Here is a 26290-nt window from a genome sequence, read left to right as displayed (position 1 = left end):
AGTCGCTGCCTGCACCTAATAACCTGCGACGGAAGTCTTTTCGATGCAGCCTAAACATGAGCCGATTGCCGTTATCGGAATCGGTTGTCGTTTGCCGGGGGCCGACAGCCCGGAAGCCTTTTGGAATCTTCTGATCGAAGGGCGCGACGCCATTGGTGACGTCCCGCCGGATCGCTGGGATGTCGATCGCCTTTTCGATCCCGAGCCGGCCACGCCTGGCAAGATGTATACCCGCAAGGGAGGCTTCCTCGGCAATGTGGCCGACTTCGATCCGACCCTGTTCGGCATCAGCGGACGCGAAGCCGAGAAGATGGATCCGCAGCAACGCTTACTGCTTGAAGTGACTTGGGAAGCATTCGAAGATGCCGGCATTCCGGTCAAGTCGCTCGGCGATAGCGCCACCGGTGTGTACGTTGGTATCAGCAACAGCGACTATCAACGTCTGCTCTTCCGTGGGCTCGAATCGCTTAGTGCTTACAGCGCCACCGGAACCAGTCTTTCGATCGCTGCCAATCGTCTGAGTTACCTGTTCAACTTCCGTGGCCCTAGCATTGCGGTCGATACGGCGTGTAGTTCATCGTTGGTCGCGGCCCATCTCGCTTGTCAAGGTTTGCAATCGGGCGAGACCGATCTGGCCGTCGCCGCCGGTGTGAATCTGATCCTGACACCGGAAGGAACGATCACCTTCTGTCAGGCCCGCATGATGGCCCCAGATGGCCGCTGCAAAACCTTCGATGCGAAAGCCGATGGCTATGTGCGCGGCGAAGGTTGCGGCGCCGTCATCCTGAAACGCTTGAGCGATGCCGAACGCGATGGTGATCGGATTTTGGCCGTCATCCAGGGGACAGCTGTCAATCAAGATGGATTGACCAACGGGCTTACGGCGCCCAATGGTCCGTCGCAGCAAGAAGTGTTGCGCGCTGCCTTAGCCGATGCCAATCTGGAACCCCAAGCGATCGAGTTGATCGAAGCCCATGGGACCGGCACCTCGCTGGGCGATCCGATCGAAGTACGCAGCTTGAAGACAGTGCTGGGGACCGATCGAGACGAGAAGCAACCGTTGCGTATCGGGAGCGTCAAAACCAATATCGGCCACCTCGAATCAGCCGCTGGTGTCGCTGGCCTGTTGAAACTGGTGCTCTCGCTCTCGAAGGGGCAAATTCCGCCTCATTTGAACTTCGAAACGCTCAATCCCTACATTGACCTTCGCGGCGCCCAGGTCGAAATCGTCACCGAAGCGAAGTCGTGGAATTCCAAACCGGGCGAGCGCACCGCCGGGGTGAGCGCGTTTGGCTTTGGTGGTACGAACTGCCATTTGATCGTTGGCGACTACGTTTCGAAATCGTCACCGAGCACCGAGAAGCCGGAGCAGGAACGACCGCGGCATATTATTCCTCTATCGACGCAAACGGCCGATGGTTTGCCGCTGTTGGCCGAACGTTATTTGGAAGCGCTCAAGAGCGAAGATGTTTCGTTGGCAGACTTCGCCCATAGTGTCGCGGTCGGCCGGTCGACGCTTGACGTTCGCACAACGGTAAACGCCACAACCAAAGAAGACGCGGTCGCGGCTCTACAAAAGTTGGCCGAGAAAACGCCGTCGAACGGCGAGATTGTGCGTCGCCGTAACAAGGTGGTGTTTCTCTTTACCGGCCAAGGCTCGCAGTACCCTGGAATGGGACGCGAATTATATGATACGCAGCCCGTGTATCGCGATGCGATCGATCGCTGTGCCGCAGAGTTGGCCAAGTATAACGTACCGCTCTTGGACGTGCTGTTCGCGGATAGCGAAAGCAAGACGATCCATCAAACAGCCATGTCGCAGCCAACGCTGTTCGCGACCGAATACGCGCTGTACGAGCTTTGGAAGTCCTGGGGCGTGACGCCGAGCATGGCCATCGGTCATAGTGTTGGCGAGTACGTGGCAGCTTGTGCGGCGGGTGTCTTCTCGTTGGAAGATGCGCTACGTTTGATCGCTCTGCGTGGAAAGCTGATGCAAAGCCTGCCAGCCGGTGGTGCCATGCTTGCGGTGTCGGCCGGTGCCGATCGAATCTCGACCCTGGTCAATGGGCACTCGACGAATGTCAGTGTGGCTGCCGTCAACAGCCCGCAGCAAACGGTACTTAGTGGTGCGGCCGAAGCGATTGACGAGATGGCCGAGCTGTGTCAAAACGAAGGCATTCGCGCGACTCGATTAACCGTTTCCCATGCGTTTCATTCGCCCCTGATGGAACCCATTCTCGACGAGTTCGAACAAGCCGTTACCTCAATTGAGATGAAGCCTGCTTCATTTCCAATCGCTGCGAATCTCACCGGTGAGCTATCAAAGGACACGTTCATCAAGCCAGATTACTGGCGGCAGCATCTCCGCGAAGCAGTCCGTTTCGCGGACGGGATTCAAGCTATTGCCGACAAGGGTGGCAACGTATTTGTTGAGATTGGTCCGCAACCGGTCTTGTCGGGACTGGGGCGCGTGAGTGTGCCCGGCAAAGAGAACGCTTGGCTCCCCAGTCTGCGCAGCGGTCGCGATGACTGGCAGATGATGCTTAACTCGCTGGGCGAGCTGTACGAGATCGGTATTCCCATCGACTGGAATGCTTTCGACTCTCCCTACCCGCGGAAACGCGTTGAGTTGCCGACTTACCCATTCGTGCGAAGCCGCTTTTGGGCTCCCGATACCATGCCGGTTAGTTCCGGTGAAGACTTCGGCACTGGAACCGGATTGATGCCGACGCGCACGTCGCATCCTCTATTGGGCGTGCAGATCCCCACAGCAACCGATGAGGTGTTGTACCAAACGAATCTGGCTCCAGGTTTTCCGGCTTACCTGAATGATCACCAGTTATTTGGTCAGCCGGTGTTCCCGGCGACCGCGTATGTTGAGCTGGCCCTTGCAGCCGCAAAGAACCACTTCGAGGCTGGGCAGTTCGCGGTTCAACAGTTGCAAGTTCAACAGCCGTTAGTGTTCGCCGAGCAGCACTCCAAGACGTTGCAAGTTGTGCTGTTGCCGGAAGAGTTGGGTTACGCTTCGTTCCGAATTCTCAGCGCCGAATCATCGGAAGCATCCGAAATTGTTTGGAAGTTGCACGCCGCCGGCAAGATCATCCCCGCTGATGCCCGTCCAGAAAAGGCCGACCTTCAAGATGCGTTCTTCCGCATGGAGAAGCAAGTCGATGTCGCCGAGTTTTATCAAGGGGCGAAGCAAAGCGGACTGCAATATGGCCACGCATTTCAGGGGATTAAGCAATTGGGCAACGGCGAGGATGAATCGCTGGCCGAAGTTGCGTTGCCCAGCGAGCTGCAAAGCGATGCCCGTAACTACACGCTCCACCCTGCCCTGCTCGATGCTTGCTTCCAAACGGTAGGTAGCTTGTTGGCCGACGAGCTGACGCCTGGAACGACGTTTATCCCGATCGGTGTCGAGAGTATTACCTGTTTCGAGGAGCACTCGCCACCGCGTGTTGCCTGCTCGGCTAAGATCACGGCTCGCAAGCCAGGCCGTATGCCTCAGGTCGAGGCCGACATCTTGTTGGCCAATGAAGAAGGGGAAGTCCTGGCCGAAGTTCGCGGCCTTCGTCTGGCCCGCTTGGCCAAGATCGATCTGCAAAAGCGGCTCGTCGCGGATGTCGATCGTTGGTACCACGAAATTAAGTGGATCGAAACGCCGCGCATCGGCAAGCCGCTGACCGTCGACGAGAAGGATGAGTCCGTTTGGCTGATCTTCGGTGATAACAAGCCGATCACTGGGTATCTGACCGAGCAGTTGCAGCAACGCAAGCAGCACGTGATGCAGGTCTTTCCCGGCGCCGAGTTGGAATACGGTGAGGAAGATGCCAGCCTCGATCCCGGAGACCCATCTCAGTTCGCTGATTTGCTAGGTGCCCTGAAGCTCAATGCGACGCGGAAGCTACGTGGCGTGATTTATCTTTGGGCTCAGGACGATCGGGAAGGACCCGCGAACGAATCGGTCGTCGATCAAGCGTTCGGTTGCCAAGGACTGCTGCACATCGCCCAAGCCCTGGGCGAGCTCGAAGAGCAATCGCCGCGGCTACACGTAGTGACTCTCAGAGGGCAAGCAGTCGTCGCTGGCGATGCGATTCGTCACCCGCTGGAAGGCACGACGTGGGGACTCGCCGGAGTGATCGCTAACGAGATGCCCAAATTGGCATGCACACGAATCGATATCGATGCCAACGATCGTGACATGGCCGGTCGTGTCTTCGGTGAAATCTGGGTTCCCGATGCAGAAACCGAGATCGCGCTGCGTGGCGAAAAGCGTTACTCGTCCCGCCTGGTTCCGATGCGATTGGCCGCCGAAGGCGAATTAATCGTTCCGGAGCAGTCGTATCAGCTTGGACTCAAGAAGTTCGGTATGCTGACCAACTTGGAGCTCGCACCTAAACGACGCACGCAGCCGGCCGCAACGGAAGTCGAAATCGCTGTCAAAGCGTCCGGCTTGAATTTTCGCGATGTGCTGCGAGCGCTCGGCATGCTTCAGGAATACGAGAAAGAGATCGGCATCCTGAGTGAAGCCGACGTGACGTTCGGCTTCGAGTGTAGCGGCGTTGTTACCGCCGTTGGGCCAGACGTCAAGAACGTACAGCTTGGCGACGAGGTGATCGCCCTTTCGACCGCCAGTATGACCAGTCACTTATTGGTCGATCAAAACTACGTTGCGAAGAAGCCAAGTAATCAGACCTTCGACCAAGCCGCGACCATTCCATTGGCCTTCCTGACCGCCCATTACGGTTTGGTGCGGTTGGCGAAACTGAAGAAGGGAGAACGCGTTCTCATTCATGCCGCCGCTGGTGGTGTTGGTCAAGCTGCCGTCGCCATCGCCAAGGCAATCGGCGCCGAGATCTACGCGACCGCCAGCCAAGGGAAATGGGACTTCCTGCGCGAGCTGGGCATCGAAAAAATTTATGATTCGAGAACGACGAACTTCAGTCAGCAGATTCTTGAGGATACCGGCGGCGCTGGCGTCGACGTTGTCCTAAATAGCTTGAACCAAGAGTTCATCCCGAAGAGCGTCGAGTGCCTGGCTGAGAAAGGACGCTTTGTCGAGATCGGCAAGATTGGTATCTGGACAGCTGAGCAGTTCGCCGAAATTCGTCCAAAGGCGAGCTACTTTCCGTTCGACCTTGGAGACGAAGAACGCCAGTCGCCGGGGTTGATTGCATCGATGCTGGCCGACTTGCTACCGCAATTCGAGTCCAACAAATTGACGCCATTGCCGTTGCAAGCTTATCGCATTGAAGATGCCGTCGAGGCTTTCCGCTTTATGCAACAAGCCAAGCATCTCGGAAAAGTGATTCTGCAGATGACGCCTCCTGCGGGCGAACGTCCGTTGGTGCGGGGCGATGCCAGTTACCTGATTACCGGCGGAACCGGGGCGATCGGACTGGAGGTTTGCCAGTGGCTAATCGAGCAAGGCGCGAAGAGTGTCGTGTTGACTAGCCGCAGTGGAAAAGCCAGTGACGATGCCGCCGATCGTATTGCCGCGTTGGAAGCGGCTGGGGCGAAAGTCACCATCTCGACCATGGACGCCGCCAATTACGACCAAGTCGCGGCGGTGCTCGATTTCATTCAAACCGAACTGCCCCCTTTGGCAGGCGTATTCCATGCCGCCGGCGTGCTCGATGATGCCACGTTGCCTCAACAAACGTGGCATCGATTCGCTAAAGTGCTTCCAGCGAAGGTTGACGGTTCATGGTATCTGCATCAGCAGACTCGCCAGCTGCCACTCGATTTCTTCGTCTGCTTCTCCTCAATTGCCGCGATGATTGGTTCACCAGGCCAGGCGAACTACGCCGCGGCCAACGCGTTCATGGATGCGCTCTGTGCATCGCGGCGGGCAGATGGCTTGCCTGGGCTAAGTGTGAACTGGGGACCATGGAGCGGCGGCGGTATGGCGGCCGGTGCCGATACTCGTCGGTTCGCCGGAATCGGCTTGGGGATGATTGCCCCACAACAAGGTTTGCTGGCCTTGGAAGAACTGCTGCCGACACGAAACGCAAACGTCGGTGTGTTCCCTGTTGACTGGTCGAAGTTCCTCAAACAATTCGGTCGCAACAAGCATCCCCGCTTACTCGATGAACTTGCCAGGATTCATCGTCAAGAACGCAAAGTGGCCAGCTCCGGTGGCGGTTCGCTGCGAGATCGCTTACAGCAAGCTGATGAAGACGCGCGAGCTTCGCTCATCGCCGATTACGTCGCCGACGAAGCAGCGAAGACGCTTGGTATTTCGGCTTCTCAGCTCGATCGTTCTAAGCCACTGGCCGAGGTGGGACTCGACTCATTGATGGGGATTGAGCTGAAGAACGGCATCGAAGCCGAGCTTGAAATCGATATCCCGGTCGAAGAGTTCTCGCAAGATACGACGGTCACCACGCTCGCAACAGCAGTCGCGGGCTTGATTGGTGTGGAAGGCGATTTCTCCGCCAGCAGCGGCCAAGCGGCAGCTCCTGCGGTGAAAGAGAAGCCTGCGCGAGCGTTGGAAGACATCCCAGTGGCTGACTACCAGACCGATCAATTCCCGGAAGTGATCGAGCTGCAAGAACGCATCGCGCGTTTCGCTCGCATGGGAATGGAAAGTCCTTACTTCGATGTTCACGAGGGAACGACTCGCGACACAGCCATCATCGGCGGACGCGAGTTCGTGTGCTTCAGTAGCTACAACTACGTCGGAAGCAGTGGCGATCCCGAAGTGAACGCCGCTGCGGAAGCTGCGATCGAGAAGTTCGGTACCAGTGTATCTGCTAGCCGAGTGGTTTCTGGCGAGAAAACGATTCACGGCGAACTGGAGCGAGCGATCGCTGAATTCCTTGGGACCGAGTCGTCCGTTTGTTTTGTGGGTGGTCACTCGACCAACGAAACGACTATTGGGCATCTAATGAACCCTGGCGATTTGATCCTTCACGACGAACTCGCTCATAACAGTCTCGTGCAAGGTTGCATCTTGTCGGGGGCCCAACGCCGCGCCTTTCCGCACAACGATACCGCGGCTTGCGAACGCATGCTGGCCGAGATGCGTGGGAAGTATCGCCGCGCCGTGATTGTCGTCGAAGGTGTATATAGCATGGACGGCGACTACTGCGATTTGCCCAAGCTGGTCGAGATCAAAGAGAAGTATAAGGCGCTGCTCTTTGTCGACGAGGCTCACTCGATCGGCACCATGGGCAAGACTGGTCGTGGGATCTGCGAACATTTCGGCATCCCCGGTTCGCGGATCGACTTTCTGATGGCCACGCTCAGTAAATCGTTTGGCAGCTGCGGCGGTTACATCGCCGGCAAGAAGACGATGATCGAGTACCTCAAGTACACAGCTCCCGGATTCGTGTTCAGTGTCGGCATGCCTCCGTCCAATGCCGCTGCAGCATTGGCTGCACTCAAGCGAATCGACAAGCATCCGGAAGTCGTTGCCAAGTGCATCAGCAACTCGCGACTCTTCCTGAAGCTGGCCAAGGAGAAGGGGCTCGATACGGGACACAGCGACGACACGCCAGTGGTTCCTGTGATTACCGGTAACTCGTTCCTGGCACTCAAACTGTCGCGGAACCTTTACGCTCGCGGGATCAATGTTCAACCGATCATGTATCCTGCGGTCGAAGAGAAAGCAGCTCGGTTGCGGTTCTTTATTACCAGCTGTCACAACGAAGATCAGATCCGTCAAACCGTGGATGCGACGGCAGAGGAACTGGAAAAACTGAAAGCCGAAGCGGAGAACGCAGCGAAGTAACTACTTGGCGGCACGCTTCACGCATCCGTCCAACTTGTTCGGGGGAATCGACCGTGAACGATACGGCATGTACACAAGCGGTCGCTCTGCTGACTGATTGCCCGTTGGAATTGGAATCGGTTTTCGGGCATCTCACGGCGGCTGGATTTGTGTGCGAACTGATCGAGGGCAACGCCCCAGACGGCTCAGCGCGACTTCAAATTCGCGGTGCGTTTCGTGGTGACGGAGACGTGATTGTCGTCGATACCTTTCCTAATCGTTGGCCCGAAACCTTAGAAGATCCTTCCACGTGGGGACCGTGTACAACCAGCGACAGCCTGGCTCGCGCCGTTCGCCACAGTGCTGGTTGGGAAGAGGCCCGCGAGTTCGTCGATCAGCATCAAGGCTTTCTGCTGCTGCGATTCTTCGAGGGAGCCAGCACGCCACAAACTCGGGACGAGCGGATTAATTCGTTCTTGGCCTTGGTGAAGTTGGTCAGGGCGTTGTCGGAATTGCCGGAGGTCACTGCCTTCTTTTGCCCAGGCGGGGAAGTGCTTTTACCGCTGGAGTTTTTAGGCGACGTTCTTCAGACAACGCAGATGGTCGGCATGCCGCCGTTCGATTTGCTGGCCAACTTGCGGCTGTCGTGGCTCGACGAGCGCTGGATCATCTTCGAGACCGTTGGCAATCGTCAAATCGACTTGGCAGATTTGGAAGTCTACGCCGATAGCCAAGGGAAGGATCTCAACGAGATTGCCAGTTGGCTACGCCGCTGGAGCTGGCAACACTCTCTGCCAGAAAAGGCCTTAGTGGACGGCAGCATCGTCGATGGGCCCAACGGTACTAAGTTTCAAGTCATTTTCGCCGATGACGCTCTGTTAGCCCCGAAGCGAAATGTCGTTCGCCTCGTATGCCAAGACTCAACGCCCATGCCGGAAGGCTTGCCGCAGCGATTGCAGATTGATCACGCTTAACAGCCTGTCGAATTTCTCAGATCGGCTATGTAATTGAGATTGAGGCGATTGCGGCGTTGTGAATTCCTCGACATATCTAGTGGATATGCCTGCGGACTCACGCCTGGCCCTCGTCCCAATCTAAATGACTCGCTAACGAAGCAGAACATCAACAGACTGTTAACCTTGCCTGGCCTACCTATTGCAGGACCGGCAGTTCCGTTTGCTTGTGCTCAGGACGTTTCGGTCCATGTGAATCATCAAGCCGATCGTCCGATTCCAGCTGAGGCAATGGTCGGTTCGACTTCGGCGGGCCAAATAACGTCAACATAGCGGTCTTCAGAAGGCCCCCCAGGGACGAGAAGGTTTCGTTCACCGCACTTGGCTCGTATCCGCTGTGCACCATACAGTTGGCACACTTGGGATTGCCGCTTTGCGTGCCGTAGTTCGCCCATTCGACTTCTTCCAGCAACTGATCAAAGGTTTGCGTGTGCCCTTCGTCGACCAGGTAACAGGGCTTTTGCCAGCCGAAGATATTGTACGTCGGGTTGCCCCACGGAGTGCACTCGAGGTCGTGGTTTCCTTTCAGGAACTCGACGAACAACGGGCTTTGGTTGAACTGCCAGGCCTTTTTCGGAGCCGACAGAATCGAGCGGAAAAGGCGGTAGGTCTGGTTCCGCTGCAGGAAGTGATCTTGGTCAGGAGCCTTCTCATAGCTGTAGCCAGGAGAAAGCATCATTCCTTCTACGCCCAAGTTCATCATCTCGTCGAAGAAGCCACGGATTCGCTCCGGCTGAGCACCTTCGAACAGCGTGGTGTTGGTTGTAACGCGGAAGCCTTGTTTGAGGGCCGCTTTGATCGCGCTCACGGCGATATCGTAAGTACCTTCCCGACAGACGGCATGGTCGTGTTCTTCCCGCGGTCCGTCCATGTGGACCGAGAAGGTGAGGTACTTACTTGGCTTGAACTGCGGTAACGCCTTTTCTAGCTTCAGCGCATTGGTGCACAGATAGATATACTTCTTTCGCTGAATCAAGCCTTCGACGATCTCCGGCATTTGTGGATGCAGCAGGGGCTCGCCACCTGGAATCGAAACGATTGGGGCGCCGCACTGCTCGACCGCGTCGAAGCATTGCTCTGGCGTCAACTGCTTGCGAAGGATCTCGACTGGGAACTGAATCTTACCGCAGCCAGCGCAGGCCAAGTTGCAGCGGAACAGCGGTTCCAGCATCAACACGAGCGGGTAACGCTTACGCCCAAGTAGTTTCTGTTTGAGGACGTACGACGCGACGGTCCACATTTGCGAAATCGGGACACTCATCGAGACGCCTCAGTTGCTGGATTGGTCTTCTTTGCCCATGTCGCCAAGGCCAACAGTGGGAAGTAGATGCGGTAGTAGTGATATCGAAGGTAAAAAACGCGAGGGAAGCCAGTCCCTGTGTACGGCTCTTCGTCCCATGTGCCGTCTTCCTTCTGGGTACGAAGCAAGTACTGAATCCCTTTGCGGACTTCCGGGCTTTCTTCTTCGCCGGCGGCCATTAGGCCGAGCAGTGCCCAAGCGGTTTGCGAAGGGGTCGGTGTGCCGATCCCTTTCAGGTTCGGGTTTTCGTAGCTGTCGCACGTTTCGCCCCAGGCGCCTGATTGCTGCTGACAACCTTTTAACCATTTGGCACCACGCTGAATCATTTCGTCATCGGTCGAAATGCCAACGGCAACCAGACCAACCAGGCACTGCCAAGTACCATAGATATAATTGACGCCCCAGCGACCATACCACGAGCCGTCGTAGTGCTGGTTTTCGCGGATGTAGCTGATCGCGTTTCGGACTACGTCGCCGAGCTTACCACGGCTATGCTGATGCACACCCAAAAGCCCGAACGACTCGATCACGCGAGCTGATAGGTCGGGCCAACTGGGATCGATCATTGCGTTGTGATCGGCGAATGGAACCTTGCAAAGGAATTCGGCGTCGTTGTTCTTGTCGAATGCTCCCCAGCCACCATCGTGACTTTGCATGTCCGCACTCCAAGCGAGGGCTCGTTTGGTGGCGCTTGAGATCTTGTCGAGCAGTAGCGTGCGATCGACCGCGTCTTCGACGGCAATCTTGTTCGAGGTGGTGAGGATCGTGGTGTTTTCCCACGATTGACCAGGATGTACTTCCAGCGTTACACCGATTTCGGCCAACTGTTCCTGCATTGCCATTAAGGCCATCGCCGTATCGTCAAGATCGGGATAGAACTCGTTGTTGAATTCAAAGAACCAGCCGCCAGGTTCACTGCGAACGTTGTTCGTCCAGTCCCCTTTGTCGCGGACTTCTTTCGAGAGCAGCCAATCGAGCGACTTGCGAACACGTGGGACATCGGCCCCGAGGCGACCAGCGGCCAAAGCTCGCAGCGTGATGGTCGTATCCCACACCGGGCTTTTGCAAGGCTGAATACGGATCGTGCCTTCTTCATCGTCGTGGATCATCAGCTTATCGAGCTCGTTCCAGCATGACTGCACGGCTTCGTGCTGATCGTCGTAACCGAGAGCTCGGAAGGCAACGATGCTCCACAAGATCGGTGGGAAGATGGCTCCCAGCCCGTCGCTCTTTGGCATGCGGTCGAGGATCCATTGTTCGCATGCTTTGAGTGCTCGCTTGCGAAGCGGGCGGAAACGCCACTTTTCGATGCGTTTCAGGGTATTGTCGGCGGTGCGAAAGAAGCGATCCCATGTGAAGAAGCGATTCGACTTCTCCTGCCCGGGGCAGCGCAGTTCCGGCCACTGTTCGGGCGGTTTGGTGAACAATTCGCGGATCGAGCAATCTTCAGAGCGATCAACCACCGGTCGAAGGGCCCAACAAATGGCCAGCGGAATGAAGATCGTCCGCGACCAACTGCTCATTCGATAGATGTTAAGTGGGAACCAGTTAGGCAACAGGATCATCTCCGGCGGAATCGCCGGACAAAGCTCCATGGGAATCTGGCCCAGCAGTGCCAAGTACAGCCGGGTGAAACTGTTCACCGAGTCCGCACCGCCAGCTTCGAGGATGGCATCGCGGGCTTTGACCATGTAATCCGCCGACGGCTGGTGCCCTGTCAGCTTCAACGCGAAATAGGCTTTAACACTCGAGCTGACGTCGATTTTGCCTTCGGGGTACTGTGCCCAGCTTCCATCCTCGCGCTTCTGACTGAGCAGTTTCTTCGAGAGCTTTTGAGCCACTTCCGAGTTTTCTCGGCGGGCCCAAGCGAGCAGCAGGATGTACTCGCTTTGGAGGATCGAATCCCCTTCGAGCTCAGCGCACCAGTAACCATCGGCATGCTGATTGGCCAGCAGCCAGTCGGAAGTTCGCTGAATCGCGGTGGAAAGCGAAGGGGCGTTAGCCGCGGCGTCTAATTGAGAACGCCGGTCCCGGGCTAGTGAGGAGGATCCATCCATCATGGCAAATGCGTTGCGAACGAGGGGGCAGAATCAATTCTTCTAAACCGTCAGCCTATGACAGATTCGCATACTGAACAAGGCAGACTTACGGGGCGTCGGCAGGTCGAACACGATAAATCACCACCGCAGGCTCTTCTGGGTTGCCATGTACAAACTGGGTACGCTCTAAAATGCCCTGAATCTCCATTTCCTCGAAGAACTCGCGGGTCACATATTCAGGAAAGCCGTAGTTGCCGGGACTGCGGAATCGCGCGATCTCGCCCCAGTGGACATAAACCCACTGTACATGGCGTTCGGCCAGCCAGTCACGGCGCTGCTGAGCGGTCATCGCAAGCAGCGGCTTGAAGGGGGCATCATCGAAGCAGGTGTGATACAGGACCTTCGTCTGGAGGTAAAACAACTCTGCATCACCGGTCGCTAGAACAACGTCCTCTGGGGAAGCTTGTTCATTGAGGAATGCGATGGCGTCGGTTATGTGGACATTCTTGTCGCTTTCCAGCGAAACGAAGATCTGCGGATCAAGCTTGATCGAATCGTACATGTTCACCAGCGCGAACGCGGTAAAAAGGCCCAATCCCAGCCAAACACGGAGAGCGACGCGGCCGAGGCGGTTTTCTGAGATGCGCTGGGCCCCCAATCCGGCCAATAGGCAACCCAAGGGAATCGCCGGGATCAGGAAGCGTTCTAGTCGATGCGATAACCCCCACCAAACTAACCATGAGATGGCCAGCATGACGGCGAGAGGGATCGAGAGTCGACGTGGCGCAATCCACAATGCGGCGATCGCAAGTGGGACAATTGTTAGCCCCATCCAGTCGCTGCGGCCCAAGAAGATCCAGAACCCCTGGATCAATTGTTTCGTTGAGTAGCGATTGCCGTTGGCATCTTCGGGCACCTGATGGGCGTGATCCCACTGGGCGATTTGTGACGGGGAACGGATGTCGGTCGAAAAAACGTTTCCAGCAAGCGGGTAAACCGGATTCCCGGTCGCGAGGACGTTTTTTGCCAGCCAGGGTGAAACGACAACGGTAACGGCGGCAACATACAGGCCAAGTCGTTTCCAGTCGGTTCTTACCGCATAAATCCACATCCCGAAGACTGGCAACACGGCCATCAGAAGGGCTGGGTACTTCACCGAGAACGCCATCCCAGCCATCAAGCCAGAAAATACGGCCAAGCCGGTCAAAGGTAGTCCGTCGTTATCTTTCGGCTGAGCGGCGAATACCAACAGCACGGGATAAAGGGCAGCCAAGGTGTAAAACGCCCAAACTCCGTCGACCAAACCAGTGCCGCTTTGATAGATGAGCCATGCCGTGCCCAACGCCGATATCGCAGCGGCACGCGCTGCCCACTCCCCAGACAGGCGTTTGCCAGCACCATACAGCAGCCCGGCAGTTAGCAGCGTGAAAAGTCCCACGATCAGCTTGCCGGTAAGCGCTCCGTAGTACCAGTCCGTTTCCCATGGCTGAAACACCATCGGCAACAGCGCCCACATCTCGGCGCCCATCGGCATGCCGGAGTAGATGTTCCCTGGCAAAACGGTGATCTGGCCTGCTTCGTACCATTGTTTCGGTAATTGGAGGTGGTATTCGACGACGTCGTACTCGTACGGCGGCAGCATTGAAACACCGACGGTGAATAGCACCAGAGGCACCGCGGCAAGAAGCCAGGCCCACGACTCGTGTTCTTGCGACTTGTAAGTGGCAGGCGGTTGTTCTTCGGTTGCACGCTCGAAGAGGTGCTTTTTCCAGGCAATGCCCAGCGTGAAAAAGAGTGTCGCCAGCACAACAAAGAAAGCCAGCGGGTAATGCAATAATCCAAACTGACCTAGCACACAGGTCGACCAACTGAGCAGCATCAATCCGCTTGCCAATCGCAGAACAAAACCGTCGATCTGGCCAAATTGTTTCAGCAGATTAAGGCGGAATAACACGAACTCACCCAACGCGTAGCTGAACAGTAGAATCAAGGTCGCCATCAAGACGATGCCGAGTCGATCGAATCCGCCCAATGGCGATTCACCACCGCCGAACCAGTTCATGACGATCTCAGGCAGCAGCAGCAAGCCATTCTGCACCAGATCGCCGCGTGTCGGGTCAAACGCTGGCTGGCCGGGCGCTGGGGCAGGCCACGGCATGGGCGCCGAGAAGTACCAATAGGCGTAAACAAGGGCCCCAGCTACGAACATCCAGACGCACAATGGGGCGTCTAGCAGCGAGGATGCCTCGGATGGGGTGTCGGAATTGCGTTTTGAGCGAGACACGGGGGGAACAGCTGCTTTTTGAAGGAATCGTCGGGCTGACGTGCCCCATCTGGCGGACTATGCTAGTGTTTCTGAATCACTATTTACCTGCGACAAGCCCAGCCCGTAGATTCTAACGGGTTTGCTCCCTTCCCGTCAGCCTTCACGCCCAAGCGGAATATAGTTTCGATGGCTCCTTCCTCCCAGCGACTCTCCGGTATCTTCACTCCAAACATCGTCCCCTTGGATGCCAATGGCGATATCAACGAAGCCGAACTGCGGCGTTATGTCGATTGGCTGATCGACAAAGGGGTGCACGGACTCTATCCAAACGGTTCGACTGGTGAGTTCCTGCGCTTCACGGTGGAAGAGCGTCGCCGAATCATCGAAATCATCGCCGACCAAACGCGTGGCCGAGTGCCAATCCTGGCTGGCGCTGCCGAGGCCAACGTTAAGGAAACGCTCAAGGCATGTGAAGCGTACTACGAGCTTGGTTGTCGCGCCGTCGCGATTGTCTCGCCTTTTTACTACAAACTAAGTCCCTCGGCGGTCTACGCATATTTTAAAGAGATCGGCGACAATACACCGATCGACGTCACCTTGTACAACATCCCGATGTTCGCCTCGCCAATCGATGTGCCGACCGTACAGCGTTTGGCCGAAGAGTGCCCGAAGATCGTTGCCATTAAGGATTCGTCCGGCGATCTGCCACACATGATGCGAATGATCACGGCGGTTCGCCCACTTCGACCAGATTTCAGCTTTATGACTGGTTGGGATGCTGCTTTGATGCCGATGCTGTTGATCGGCTGCGATGGCGGCACGAACGCGACCAGTGGCGTGGTGCCTGAGATCACGCGCCGATTGTTCGACCTGACGCTGCTGGGCCGCCTCGATCAGGCACGTGACCTGCAATATCGTTTGCTGACGCTGTTTGATGCGATGATTCAGAACTGCGAATTCCCCGAAGGTTTCCGAGCCGCTTTGGCTCTGCGTGGCTTCAAGCCAGGCAGCGGTCGCCAGCCGCAATCGGCCAGTCAGAAACTGGAAGTCGACATCTTACGGAATCAACTTCAGTGCATGCTCTCCGCTGAAGGCTTTGTTGACGAACCGGTCGGCGGCTGCCCCGCTGGTGCGTCGAACCCTGATCCGGACGACGTTGCGAAGATCGTCCAAGGCGTGGTGGAAGAATTGCGTCGCCGAGGGTTAGCAACTTAGGAAACGTTTACGAAAAAGGGCCTCGAAAAATCGAGGCCCTTTTTGTTTTCTTGTTAGTTCGCCAAGCATTACTTGCCTTTCGGCTTGTTCTTGTCGTCCTTCTGCATCTGGAAGAACTGTTGCAGGTCGCCGAACGAGCGGAGCGGCTCTTTGCCTTCCTTCATCGCATCGGTGATCGGCTTCATCGGCTTCGGCTTGGAACGTTTCTCATTGTGCCGCGGCTTACCACCTTGTTTCCCCTTGCCGTGGCCGCCGTGTGGCTTGTGGCCAGATTTCTGCTGCTTCGGGCGTTGAGGACGGTCGGTGCGTGGGGGACGATTGCCTCCATGACGCTGCGGCTTGTCTTGCTTGGGAACCTCAGTAGCGGGATCGATCGCCGTGAGCGAAACGCGACGTCGTTCTCGGTCGATTTCGATCACCCAGACGCGGATCACATCGCCCACGCTGACCACCTCATGAGGGTCACCCACGTAGCGATCGGCCAGACGGCTGATATGAACCATGCCACTATCGTGCAGGCCGATATCGACAAACGCGCCAAAGTCGACGACGTTGAGCACGGTTCCCATCATTTCCATGCCAGGCTCAAGGTCTTCCAGTTTCAGCACGCCACGACGGAACAGCGGTGGTGGGAAGTCGGCACGAGGGTCGCGGCCAGGACGCGAAAGAGCTCCCAGAATGTCACGAGCCAAGTGAACACCGACGTTCAGTTCTTCAGCCAACTGCTCGACGTTGGCCGAGGTGATCTTGGCCACCAACTGTTTGTGCTGTTCGTCAGAAGCGGCAATCTCGACCGGGGCCGGTTGCGGCGTTGGCGGTTCGATGGTCGCTTCATCGTCCGCCGTGGTTGGTTCTGGGGTTTCTGGTTCAGCTGGGCTGTCGTCCGTCGCTTCTGCGGGCTCGGTCGGCGTTTCCGTTGAAGCTTCCGTGGACTCGGCCACAGGTGTTTCGGCTTCAGTGGCAGTTGTGGCAGCTGCGACGGCTTCGGCAACCTCGGCTTCTGTTTCGGCAGATGCCTCTTCGGTAACGACTTCCTCAGGAGCAGGCGCTAAAAGCTCGCTCGCTGGGGTCTTCTCTTTGATAGGTGGTGGAGAAGGAACCGTCGACAATACTTCGGTTAGCGAGCAACCAAGCTTTTCGAGGATCTTGGTGGCGACGTCATAACTTTCCGGGTGAATCCAGGTCGCGTCGAGTGGGTTTTCCGTCGGGACGACCTTCAAAAACCCAGCTGCCTGAACAAAGGTTGCATCGCCGATACCAGCCACTTCGCGAATCTCTTCACGCGAACGGAAAGGCCCGTTGGCCTGGCGATGTTCGTAAATCCGTCGAGCCGTCAGCTGGTTCAGACCGGAGACATAGCTCAGCAGTGCTGGGCTCGCCGTGTTGACGTCGACACCCACATAGTTCACGCACGACTCGACCACGTCGTCCAGTGAGTCGCGTAGGTGCTTCGCTTTGACGTCGTGCTGATAAAGACCGACACCAATGTTGGATGGGTTGATCTTCACGAGTTCCGACAGCGGATCGAGCAAGCGACGACCGATGCTGATCGTGCCGCGGATCGTGGCATCAAATTTGGGGAATTCTTCCCGGCCAAGCTCGCTGGTCGAGTAAACGCTCGCCCCTGCTTCGTTGACGATCAGATAACAGAGGTCACGATCTTTCAACTCGTTGGTGATCGCGCCGGCGACGATTTGCTCGGTCTCGCGACAGGCCGTGCCGTTGCCAATCGCGACAATCTGCACGTCGAACTGTTTGATCATTTCGACAATTCGGGAGCGGCTTTTTTCAACGCGATCTTGTGGGCCGATCAGATGAATGACGCCTGTGCCCATCACGTTGCCGAACGGGTCGATCGCGACCAACTTGCATCCGCTACGGAAACCAGGATCGATTGCCAGAACACGTTTGCCACGAACCGGAGGTTGCAGCAGTAGCTTTCGCAGATTGCAGGCGAACACCTCGATGGCGTGCGTTTCGGCCTTTTCGGTCAGTTCGCGGCGAATTTCGCGCTCGATACTAGGAATGATCAGGCGGTTCAAACTATCGCGCAAAACCTGCTTCAAATAAGCAGCATGCGTGTGCCCTTCGGGGATCACCGCTTCTTCTGCCGTCTTGGTGACCTTGTCGAAATCGACCTCAATGCGAACTTTCAGGAATCGTGTACGATCGCCACGATTGATTGCCAGGACGCGATGCGGCGGAATCTTCGAGACAGGTTCGTGATAGTCGTAGTAATCGCGGAAAGCCTTATCTTTTTTGGCCCGCTCTTTCTCTTTCTGACGCTTTCGCTTCTCGCGACGTATCTCTTGAATGGTTGGCTTTTTGCCGCCATCTTTCTTCGCCGAGGCTGGTGCGGACTGGCCGTTGGTGGCTTCGGCGGTTGCTGCTTCTTCTGATTCGGCTGCGTTGGAATAAGAAGCTTCTGGCGACGATTCGCTGCTATTGGCTTCTTCGCTGCCGGCATCCGTCGAGGTCGTCGAATCGTCGGAAGTCGATTCGTTTTCATCTGACGATGTGTTTTCGTCGTCGCTCGAATCGTCTTGGCCGTTGTTTTCGATGCGGGTGCTGGTTAGCTGACCAGTCTTCCAGAACAACTTTCGCAAGCGTCCACGCAGGATCGCGTGTTCCGAGAACGATTCCGCGATGAGATAACCAACTCCTTGCAGAACAGCATCGGTATCGGCAAGCGACTTCTCGGCATCGACAAATGCGGCAGCACGAGCTTGAAGATCCTTGGCCTCTTCTGCGTCGCCCAGCACTTCCAGGGCGAGCGGCTCGAGGCCACGTTCGCGGGCCTGAGTTGCCAGAGTTTGCTTCTTCGGCTTGAAAGGAAGATAAAGGTCTTCCAGCAGCTTCTGCGTTTGTGCCTTGCGGATCTGGTCGGCAAGTTCTTCGGTCAATTTCTCTTGCGATTGGATCGACTTGAGGATCGTCCGTTTTCGCTCGTTCAATTGACGAAGCTTGGTGGTGCTGCTTTGAATCGCGCGGATCTGCTCTTCGTCCAAACCGCCGGTTTCATCTTTACGGTAACGCGTGATGAACGGAACGGTGTTCCCATCGTCGAGCAGGTCGACGGTGCGCTGGACTTTGTCGAGAGGAATACCAACTTCACGGGCGACGATTTGAAGGTCCGTGACGATTGTCGTATCCATGGGATGCCTGGGTAGGAGCTGTCGCAAACTTGCGCGTCGGAGAAATGACGTAAGCGCAAATGCTGTTTGACTAAAGCGATATTTTGTATCGATGGTACCAGCACGGCAACATAGGGGGCGCAATGACACTTGTCAAGGATTAGCGTGAAGATCTGATCCCATATTTAACCGACGTTTTTTGTGTTTCCGGTTTGAGTCCCAATTCTGGTGGTTTGGAATCGCAATTCAGGGGATGTTTAGGGATTGCGCAAGATGACTTCGTAGTTGGGCCTGGCTGGCGTAGAAATGAGTCGGCGCGCAAAAAAAAGTGCCGCCTTCCACTCTCCAGAAAGCGGCACTTTCGTCTTCGTGTGCTCAGCAACTACGGATCGACTTAGTAGCCGATGTCCATCGGGGCCGGGTTGAGGAAGTCTCGCGGGCCACGCGTGGTGTAGTAGGGGTACGTCACTTGAGCACTTCCACCACCTTGAACGGCGGCTGGAGGTGCGCTGACGCTGGTCGGGTTGTTGCAAGGGCTAGACCCGATGTGATGGCAGCAACCGCTACCGGCCAAAAGGCAGACGGCTGCCAAAATGAAGAACAAGCGATTCATGTCGTATTTCCTCGCGCGGAAACGGGCACTGCGTTGGGTCGTTCGGGTCATAGACGCGGAAACGGTAGCCAACTGGGGGCATACCACTTCGAACCGACCCAGTGTCGTAAGGCCAGTCCAGTAGGATTGATCGGCGTCAAGACCGTGAAAATTGAACAATTCGTATCAATCCCACCCTGCTGATCGAGATTTGCGTGCGAATCGGCCCGAAGCGGCCCTAACTAGGGTGAAAGAATGTCGCGTTGCTAGCTCGCTCGATTAACCGAACTGAACATGCATCCACATTTCCGCTTGAGCTGGCGTGAGGTTCGCCAAGATGCGGGTCTCTAGGTTGACTAGAAGTTCACCTAGCCGCTGTTCAAAGATTTCCTGGTTATTCTGAAGTTGCTTCCACAGCCGTTCCATTTCCGCACCCGCTTCCAAGGCAATCTTTTGTACCTCGCGAAGTTGCAGGGTCGACAAATTCATCTGATCCAGGAAAGGACTGTCCTGTTGGAACAGCATGACTTTTTGCACGCGATGCAGCGACGGTTGTTTCTGCGCCAATGCAAGCAGGTCATTCATCGCATCGCTACCCGGGATTACAAAACCGTGTGCCGAGGCATGGGCGATTTCTTTGCGATAGATCCGTTCTGGTGAGTTTCCGCCGGACCAGAGAGACGAAATCTGGGCGAGCGCCGTTTCGGCCTGGGGGACCATGGCGGCAAGCTGTCCAGAATAGGAGTGGGCGGTGCAATAAAACGAGAAAATCACGGCCACGGCAACCGCGCCAATCAAACGCAGGTTTCGGCCCAGTGAATTACGATCCTCTTGGTAGATCTCGCGAACGACACGGGTTCCCAGTCTCAAGCTGACTTTCGTTCGTGTTGCGGATGACGACTCGTCCTCACGCGGCACGATGCTGATGATTTGAATTTCGTATTGGCTGTTGCCTTCGATCGAAAGACGGGCGATTTCGCCGAAGAAGGGGCAATCGGCCTCGCAAGTGAAGCCGTTTTCACCCAATTTTCGGCGGGGAACTTCTACGGAGAGGGCGAAGCCAGCCATCGATTCGTCGAGAAGTTCGGCTTTGTAAACGTCGCGACCAACCTGCAACCGGGCTTTTACCCGAGTTGGGGCGACGGCAAATCGCGTGGAATTTCGTCGGTCGGCGTTCATGTTCAATCAAGTATGACGAGGGAGCGAGGAGGATGAGTTCACTGCAAGTATAGGATTGGAATTTCCTGAACTTCTTGAAAGAAACCTGGGAATCGAGCGATAAATGCCCAGGTCCTGCGAGGGGTGTGGGGCTTTTGACTTAAAACCGGCATAACCTGAACTGTCAAGAATCTGGTTTGCCTCGCTAGGGCGAACTGACAACAATAAAAGTGTGCCTGTTCTTTTGTGTCCCTATTTGCTCTTTCTTGCCAAAACTCATGTGCGTTGCTGCCGAAGTAGCTCAAAAAACAGCCGAGTGTTACCAGGAAGCTGGGCGAATCTTGCGCAGTTCCCCCCTGCGAAAGGGCAACGTCGTCCAGCTGGATAAGTCGAACACGGAAGATGTCATGGTGACGGCTGACCTGCATGGCAATCGCACCAATTTCCGTCGTATCTTGGAAATTGCCGATCTCGAAGCACATCCCAACCGGCATCTTGTCTTCCAAGAGGTCTGTCATGGCGGCCCCACCTATCCCAAAGCGGGCGGGTGCATGTCGCATTTGATGTTGGAAGATATTTCGAAGCTAATTGTCGAGTTTCCTCATCAAGTTCATTTCTTGATCTCGAATCACGAGCTAGCGGAACTGACCGATTACCCGATCATGAAGGGGGGCAAAATGCTCAACCTCATGTTCCGCTGTGGCATGGGGCAGATGTACGGCGCTGCGGTGCCGATGATTCGTGCGGCCCAACTCGAGTTCCTAGCCAGTCTGCCGATCGCGATTCGGATTGGAAAGCAGATCATGGTGACTCACAGCCTTCCCAAGCAGTGTGACGCTGATCCGTTTGATGTCAGCATCTTCGATCGCGAGTTGAATGCCCATGATCGAGCGTGTGGCGGATCGCTTCATCGTATGGTGTGGGGGCGTGATTTCCGCCAAGAAAACGCCGACCACCTCGCATCGCAGCTTGGTGTCGAGCTGTTCATCACCGGTCACGAGCCTTGCCAATATGGATTTGCCTCGCCAAACTCCCGGCAAATTGTGCTAGATTGTTGCAGTCGCCTGGGCAAGTATATGATGATACCTATGTCAGACGACCTGACGCAGGAGGATCTGTTAAATCGGATTCGTTCTCTTCACGACCCAATGCTTGTAGCGGCTCCGTAGTTATCATGGGCAGCGATCCACTCTTTGAAGACGACGATCAGCCCGAAATCTTAGAAGACGAGCCGCAATTCAGCCGGCCATGGCGCCCACGGTTCGGCATCGCCACGATAATGTTTGCCACGACGCTGCTGAGCGTGGTGTTTGTGATGGGGCATCTTATGCTCAATGGAGACGATAAGGGGCTGCTCCCTAAGCGGTTTGCCTTCTTGTTCGTCACCCTGGCGGCTCCCATGATTATCGTCACGATTTTGAGCATCGGCCGTGAGGTTCTCCGTTTCTTGCAGAAGCAGAGTGCGCGAGATCGCAGCCGCAATTCTCGGTAGGCCGCTTTCGATTGGTTGGGCAGGTTCTGCCTGAGCGGTGGTTTTTTCGAATGCCCTTGATAGGCATAATGGACGGTTCCCGTCTCTAGATTCTCGGTAGGGTAACGCTACAAATGTCCGACTTTGAAGATCGATTGAAACGCGCCATCGAACGTGGCGAAAAACGGAACGACTCAAAACGCCGTGCCGCCGCCGCTGCTGCTTTGTCTGAAGAGCAGTGTCGCGAATTGCATGGAAGTTTGCGATTGAAGATGTCGGAGTACATCGCCAAGTGCTTAGAAAAGCTGCCCAACTATTTCCCGGGTTTCGAATACGAGACGTTGTTCGGCGACAAGGGTTGGGGTGGTGCTTGTGTTCGAGATGATATCGATCTGACCGGAGGCAAACGTCGCAATCTTTACAGCCGACTGGAAATGGCGATTCGACCTTATTCGTCGGTTCATGTGCTCGAACTGGTTGCCAAGGGAACGATCCGCAACAAAGAACTGTTCAATCGCAGCCACTTTGAGAAGTTAAGCGAAGTCGATGAAGCAGACTTCCGTGATTTGATCGACCTGTGGATTGTCGAGTATGCCGAGCAGTATTCGGCGACTTAGCATAACGCGATCGACTCGCTCCCCCGTTCCTGGAGAACTTGTTCATGCATTGGTTTGTCGTTCTGGCAGCACTGGTTGGTGCCGAAGCTAACGAGTCTGCCGCTACGCCTGATCCGGTTGATGCCTATCATCTGACCAGTGTCCGTGGCTGGGATGTTTACGTTCATAAGACGTTACTGCGCGAAGACAAGGAGACCGGGGACGCCACGATGGAGCTGTTGGACCACCAGTTGTATGGCGTGGTCCGCTGCATCCCCAAACCAGCACTGACCGAGTTACAAAAAATTCCAATCTGGATCGAGCAAGATAACACCCAAGATAATCCGTGTGCTTGCTATCACCCGGACATCGACTGGTTGAAGGAAAACGGTTATCTGCTGGAAAAGGAAAAGTGTGTCGAGATCGCCAGCGCGAAGACTTTCCTTGAGTGGACCCATCGCCAACCATTCATGCTCCTACACGAACTGGCACACGGCTATCATGATCGCGTGTTGGGATTCGACGATGCTCGTGTGAAGCAGGCCTATCAAGCCGCGAAGAAAGCTGGTGGCTACGAAGAGGTGCTGCACATCGACGGCAGTAAACGCAAGCACTACGCATTAGAGAATCATAAAGAGTATTTCGCAGAAGGAACGGAAGCCTACTTCGGTACGAATGACTTTTATCCGTTCACCAACGCTGAGTTCAAACAGCACGATCCCGAAGGCTATCGCCTGATTGAATCGATTTGGAAAATGCCAACGGAAAGCAAGGAAGAAAAAGCAGGCGATGCCGGCAATGGCGATGACTCGTAACGCATGATACATGGGTGTAGCGATTTACTTCGCTTCTTTTGTCGATCGCTTGAGACGCTCTTTGCTCCAGTTCATCAGCTTGCCGATTCCACGAAACACTGGCGCGCGGAAGTAAGTTAGCGCGATGCCTAGGACGCCGCCCATCAAGAGCAGGCCGATCTGGCGATGGAATAAAACGAGAAACAACGCCCAGAGCCCCAGGACGAAGGACCAGGACCATGGGTGCTTTCGCAGGTGAAGTCCGACGATCAATGAGGCCGCGCCGAGAATTGCACCGGTGAAGACAGGAAACACCAGCGATCCAACCGCGGTAGCTTGATCAACCAAAATCCCCATCAGCGGAATTAGCAGCATCAAGCCAAGAAGGGTTAGCCAGCCCCAAGCGACCCAGGTGACCGATTTCCGTGTCATTGGCTCTCCTGGGGCTCTTTCGCCCGCCTAAGCTAGACGGTGATCGCGATCGCATACTGGCAAAGCTTTAAAAGCAAGTTCGCTGACAAGCGAAATCAACGCGGAAAAAGATAGGGTCGCGCCGAAGGTTACTGCCCAGCCGAACTTCGAATTTCTATCCGAACTTCATTGTCCGAGCTTCGCGTACCGCACGAGCTGCATTATCCGCGAAATTGTCTATCTGGTTCAAGCCACGCAGCAGCATCGCATGCCCATCGATCACGACCTCATCAATGTCGGTGTCGTCCAATGTGCGGGCCAGTTGCGAGAGGCGACCTGCCTGTTCACGCAAACGTTCCACCACGTTGGTCATGCGGTCGCTATCGTAAGGTTCCTTCCGCGGAATACGATTTTTGTTGTCCGCAGCTGGGGCCGGTTTTGCCTTCTTTTTCGCCATGACAGATCTTTATATACGCGTATGGAAGCAACTAGCGGAGGTTATCAGCGCCTGAGCAACTTGTAAAGTATTTAGCACCAATTAATCAACGCAAAATCAATATTGAATTGCAAGCACTTGAGCTATTTGTTGGGCGATAATGCGTAATTTGATACATCGATTCGGCTTGATGATGCCCTGGAGGTACGATCCGACTTTTCGTTAGAAAGCGAATTATTCCTTTATTTAAGCCATGCCATGGATGAAGTATTAAGAATGTTTTCGTGAAAAAGATTTCGCTCCGTTATCGCTAACCCGTTGTGAGCTAGATTTCGAGGCACCCGGTGTTGCTCGGGTATCTCGAACGTGGGATTTAGGGCAGGCAAAACATGGCAACGGCAAATCTTAAGAGAGCATCGATTCGCGTGCCGATGGCAGGCATTGAGGCAGCATGCTCTCCCGATGCGCTCGAGACGCTTCTGGGAAGTTGTGTAGGCATTGCGCTATGGTGTCGTGAAACACAACACGGTGCGCTCGCCCATGCGATGCTCAGCGAATGTCGCGGCGATACCAAGCAGCCTGGCCGTTTCGTCGATAGTGCGATCCCTACGATGCTCGATACGTTAGCGAAGCGGGGCGCCCGCCGCCGGGCGTTCGTCGCCAAGATCTGCGGCGGCTCGAACATGTTCAAAGGAATCGCCAATTCCCAGGACGTCGGAAAACGCAATATCGAGAAAGCCAAAGAGTTACTTCGGCAGCTCAACATTCCCATCCTGGCCGAGCACGTCGGTGGTAATTCTGGTCGCGTGATTACTTTCGATCTCGAATCGGGCCGAATCCAGGTCAAAGTCGGCCGCGAAACCGTCGCTGAAATCTAATCAGCCGACCCGCGGAATCTCTTTATTCCCGTGTCATCCTAGCGCAATCCTTTTTTCCATACCGAGACCTGAGAAGTTTGCCGATTGACAGCCAGGTCAGTTGCTTGCTATTGTTTGAGTGATCAAAAAAAGTATTGATGCAAGACAAACAATAGGTTTAGCGATGTGTAAAACGTGTTGCCGGCGAGACGGTCTCGCTGTGAAGTCGCCCCAGGGGTTTACTCTGGTCGAGCTGTTGGTGGTGATTGCGATCATTGGCGTGCTGATCGCTTTGTTGCTACCGGCCGTGCAGCAGGCACGCGAGGCGGCGCGGCGGATGCAGTGCTCGAACCATCTCAAGCAAATCGGTTTGGCAATCCACAACTACGCGTCAACCCACCGAGTATTTCCTTCGGGTTATGTTTCTCAAACAACTCGCGACGGTAGCGGGCCTGGCTGGGCGGCGATCGATACGAATACGTGGGATGCTGCGCCTGGTTGGGGATGGGGCACGCTGATCCTGCCCTTCATGGAGCAGCGCGTCATCACCGATACGCTAAGAATGGATCGCCCCATTTGGGACCCGGCTAATCGCGATGTGATTTCGAATAGGCTGGAGTCTTATTTGTGTCCTTCTTCAAGTGGAGAAAATGATTCGTTTACGCTTCGCGACCAATCGGGAAATGCACTAACCCGTTACGGCGATCCGATCCGAGTCGGACGATCGCATTACATCGCCAGTCACGGTCAGGAATCGTGTTGGGGAGAATGTGGATCGGCGACAACGGGACTAATCTTCACCGATATTTACTCCGGTACCACGAAGACGGTCGCAATCCATGGCAACGCAGCGAATGTGGCGGATGGTCCGTTTTACCGCAACTCGCATGTCAGCTTTCGTGATGTAACCGATGGCACGACCAACACGCTGTTCATTAGCGAACATACGTCGAAGCTCAGTGATAAGACTTGGGTTGGTGTTGTGCCTGGGGCGTTTACGCATCCGCGGTATTCGACACCAGAAAACGGGCCCGATGCTGCCGCTACGTTGGTCATGATGCACGTTGGGCCTTCCGGAGGCGAACTCGATATCACGGGCTCACCAATCATCCATCCGATGAACTTCCCTACGCTTCACGTTGGTCAGATGTACGCCGAGCATCCTGGGGGAGGCAACGTGCTGATGGGAGACGGCTCAGTCAATTTCCAGTCGGAAACGATCGATCTGATCTTAGCGGCGGAGTTGGCCAGCATGAACGAAGGGGAAGCGATTTCCTCACGAGGATTATGAGTC

Annotated in this window: 17 protein-coding genes; 9 read left to right on the top strand and 8 right to left on the bottom strand. The window is 55.6% G+C overall.

The window, feature by feature from the left end; genetic code table 11:
* Positions 1-43: 43 nt before the first annotated feature.
* Positions 44-7735, top strand: coding sequence for a type I polyketide synthase (locus C5Y83_RS17715; protein ID WP_105331096.1), 7692 nt, complete (start codon positions 44-46; stop codon positions 7733-7735).
* A gap of 53 nt (positions 7736-7788) precedes the next feature.
* Positions 7789-8688, top strand: a complete 900-nt coding sequence (locus C5Y83_RS17710) for a hypothetical protein (RefSeq protein ID WP_105331095.1) — start codon at positions 7789-7791, stop codon at positions 8686-8688.
* A 178-nt stretch (positions 8689-8866) separates the two neighbouring features.
* Here the strand turns inward: C5Y83_RS17710 and hpnH are convergent, their stop codons facing one another.
* The 3 genes from hpnH to C5Y83_RS17695 form a co-directional block, all read right to left on the bottom strand.
* Positions 8867-9988 (bottom strand): adenosyl-hopene transferase HpnH, encoded by a 1122-nt coding sequence (gene hpnH, locus C5Y83_RS17705; protein ID WP_105331094.1) that lies wholly within the window; start codon positions 9986-9988, stop codon positions 8867-8869.
* Positions 9985-12087: a terpene cyclase/mutase family protein gene (locus C5Y83_RS17700; protein ID WP_233207270.1), complete on the bottom strand. Its 2103-nt coding sequence runs from the start codon at positions 12085-12087 to the stop codon at positions 9985-9987. Before C5Y83_RS17700 ends, hpnH begins: the two co-directional genes overlap by 4 nt.
* Before the next feature lie 85 nt (positions 12088-12172).
* Complete coding sequence (locus tag C5Y83_RS17695; protein WP_146117817.1) at positions 12173-14350, bottom strand: hypothetical protein; 2178 nt, start codon at positions 14348-14350, stop codon at positions 12173-12175.
* Positions 14351-14518: 168 nt separating this feature from the next.
* Between C5Y83_RS17695 and C5Y83_RS17690 the strand changes: the two genes are divergently transcribed.
* Positions 14519-15547 (top strand): dihydrodipicolinate synthase family protein, encoded by a 1029-nt coding sequence (locus C5Y83_RS17690; RefSeq protein ID WP_105331092.1) that lies wholly within the window; start codon positions 14519-14521, stop codon positions 15545-15547.
* Positions 15548-15615: 68 nt separating this feature from the next.
* Here the strand turns inward: C5Y83_RS17690 and C5Y83_RS17685 are convergent, their stop codons facing one another.
* From C5Y83_RS17685 to C5Y83_RS17675, 3 genes are all read right to left on the bottom strand, one after another.
* Positions 15616-18702 carry a Tex-like N-terminal domain-containing protein gene (locus tag C5Y83_RS17685; RefSeq protein ID WP_105331091.1) on the bottom strand — a complete coding sequence of 1029 codons (3087 nt, stop codon included), beginning with the start codon at positions 18700-18702 and terminating at the stop codon, positions 15616-15618.
* A gap of 373 nt (positions 18703-19075) precedes the next feature.
* Positions 19076-19294 carry a hypothetical protein gene (locus tag C5Y83_RS17680; RefSeq protein WP_105331090.1) on the bottom strand — a complete coding sequence of 73 codons (219 nt, stop codon included), beginning with the start codon at positions 19292-19294 and terminating at the stop codon, positions 19076-19078.
* Positions 19295-19552: 258 nt separating this feature from the next.
* Positions 19553-20452, bottom strand: coding sequence for a hypothetical protein (locus C5Y83_RS17675; RefSeq protein ID WP_105331089.1), 900 nt, complete (start codon positions 20450-20452; stop codon positions 19553-19555).
* A gap of 320 nt (positions 20453-20772) precedes the next feature.
* On the opposite strand from C5Y83_RS17675, the gene C5Y83_RS17670 reads away from it, so the two are divergent.
* The 4 genes from C5Y83_RS17670 to C5Y83_RS17655 all read left to right on the top strand — a co-directional run bounded on the left by C5Y83_RS17670 (position 20773) and on the right by C5Y83_RS17655 (position 23313).
* Positions 20773-21600: a metallophosphoesterase gene (locus C5Y83_RS17670; protein WP_233207269.1), complete on the top strand. Its 828-nt coding sequence runs from the start codon at positions 20773-20775 to the stop codon at positions 21598-21600.
* Between the two features lie 5 nt (positions 21601-21605).
* Positions 21606-21923 carry a hypothetical protein gene (locus C5Y83_RS17665; protein ID WP_105331087.1) on the top strand — a complete coding sequence of 106 codons (318 nt, stop codon included), beginning with the start codon at positions 21606-21608 and terminating at the stop codon, positions 21921-21923.
* A gap of 113 nt (positions 21924-22036) precedes the next feature.
* Positions 22037-22519: a hypothetical protein gene (locus tag C5Y83_RS17660; protein ID WP_105331086.1), complete on the top strand. Its 483-nt coding sequence runs from the start codon at positions 22037-22039 to the stop codon at positions 22517-22519.
* Between the two features lie 44 nt (positions 22520-22563).
* A complete protein-coding gene (locus C5Y83_RS17655; protein WP_105331085.1) occupies positions 22564-23313 on the top strand; it encodes a hypothetical protein in 750 nt (249 codons plus the stop codon).
* Positions 23314-23337: 24 nt separating this feature from the next.
* Here the strand turns inward: C5Y83_RS17655 and C5Y83_RS17650 are convergent, their stop codons facing one another.
* Both C5Y83_RS17650 and C5Y83_RS17645 read right to left on the bottom strand, forming a co-directional pair.
* The gene (locus C5Y83_RS17650; protein ID WP_105331084.1) at positions 23338-23724 is read right to left on the bottom strand and encodes a hypothetical protein; all 387 of its coding nucleotides are present in this window, start codon (positions 23722-23724) and stop codon (positions 23338-23340) included.
* 154 nt (positions 23725-23878) lie between these two features.
* Complete coding sequence (locus C5Y83_RS17645; RefSeq protein ID WP_105331083.1) at positions 23879-24160, bottom strand: hypothetical protein; 282 nt, start codon at positions 24158-24160, stop codon at positions 23879-23881.
* 368 nt (positions 24161-24528) lie between these two features.
* Here C5Y83_RS17645 and C5Y83_RS17640 point away from each other — a divergent pair, with 368 nt between their 5' ends.
* Together C5Y83_RS17640 and C5Y83_RS17635 are read left to right on the top strand one after the other, a co-directional pair.
* The gene (locus C5Y83_RS17640; RefSeq protein WP_105331082.1) at positions 24529-25017 is read left to right on the top strand and encodes a chemotaxis protein CheD; all 489 of its coding nucleotides are present in this window, start codon (positions 24529-24531) and stop codon (positions 25015-25017) included.
* Between the two features lie 163 nt (positions 25018-25180).
* Positions 25181-26287, top strand: coding sequence for a DUF1559 domain-containing protein (locus C5Y83_RS17635; RefSeq protein ID WP_105331081.1), 1107 nt, complete (start codon positions 25181-25183; stop codon positions 26285-26287).
* The last annotated feature ends 3 nt before the right edge of the window (positions 26288-26290 follow it).

Origin of the sequence: Blastopirellula marina, assembly GCF_002967765.1 — a bacterium.
GTDB lineage: Bacteria > Planctomycetota > Planctomycetia > Pirellulales > Pirellulaceae > Bremerella > Bremerella marina_A.
The sequence above is the reverse complement of the archived record's forward strand: the minus strand, read 5'-3'. Positions and strand labels throughout refer to the sequence as shown.

What these genes read in the sequence shown, in the direction of transcription:
- C5Y83_RS17715 (WP_105331096.1), top strand. Translation starts at nt 44, where the DNA reads ATGCAGCCTAAACATGAGCCGATTGCCGTTATCGGAATCGGTTGTCGT.
- hpnH (WP_105331094.1), bottom strand. Translation starts at nt 9,988, where the DNA reads ATGAGTGTCCCGATTTCGCAAATGTGGACCGTCGCGTCGTACGTCCTC.
- C5Y83_RS17700 (WP_233207270.1), bottom strand. Translation starts at nt 12,087, where the DNA reads ATGATGGATGGATCCTCCTCACTAGCCCGGGACCGGCGTTCTCAATTA.
- C5Y83_RS17690 (WP_105331092.1), top strand. Translation starts at nt 14,519, where the DNA reads ATGGCTCCTTCCTCCCAGCGACTCTCCGGTATCTTCACTCCAAACATC.
- C5Y83_RS17685 (WP_105331091.1), bottom strand. Translation starts at nt 18,702, where the DNA reads ATGGATACGACAATCGTCACGGACCTTCAAATCGTCGCCCGTGAAGTT.
- C5Y83_RS17680 (WP_105331090.1), bottom strand. Translation starts at nt 19,294, where the DNA reads ATGAATCGCTTGTTCTTCATTTTGGCAGCCGTCTGCCTTTTGGCCGGT.
- C5Y83_RS17675 (WP_105331089.1), bottom strand. Translation starts at nt 20,452, where the DNA reads ATGAACGCCGACCGACGAAATTCCACGCGATTTGCCGTCGCCCCAACT.
- C5Y83_RS17665 (WP_105331087.1), top strand. Translation starts at nt 21,606, where the DNA reads ATGGGCAGCGATCCACTCTTTGAAGACGACGATCAGCCCGAAATCTTA.
- C5Y83_RS17660 (WP_105331086.1), top strand. Translation starts at nt 22,037, where the DNA reads ATGTCCGACTTTGAAGATCGATTGAAACGCGCCATCGAACGTGGCGAA.
- C5Y83_RS17655 (WP_105331085.1), top strand. Translation starts at nt 22,564, where the DNA reads ATGCATTGGTTTGTCGTTCTGGCAGCACTGGTTGGTGCCGAAGCTAAC.
- C5Y83_RS17650 (WP_105331084.1), bottom strand. Translation starts at nt 23,724, where the DNA reads ATGACACGGAAATCGGTCACCTGGGTCGCTTGGGGCTGGCTAACCCTT.
- C5Y83_RS17645 (WP_105331083.1), bottom strand. Translation starts at nt 24,160, where the DNA reads ATGGCGAAAAAGAAGGCAAAACCGGCCCCAGCTGCGGACAACAAAAAT.
- C5Y83_RS17640 (WP_105331082.1), top strand. Translation starts at nt 24,529, where the DNA reads ATGGCAACGGCAAATCTTAAGAGAGCATCGATTCGCGTGCCGATGGCA.
- C5Y83_RS17635 (WP_105331081.1), top strand. Translation starts at nt 25,181, where the DNA reads ATGTGTAAAACGTGTTGCCGGCGAGACGGTCTCGCTGTGAAGTCGCCC.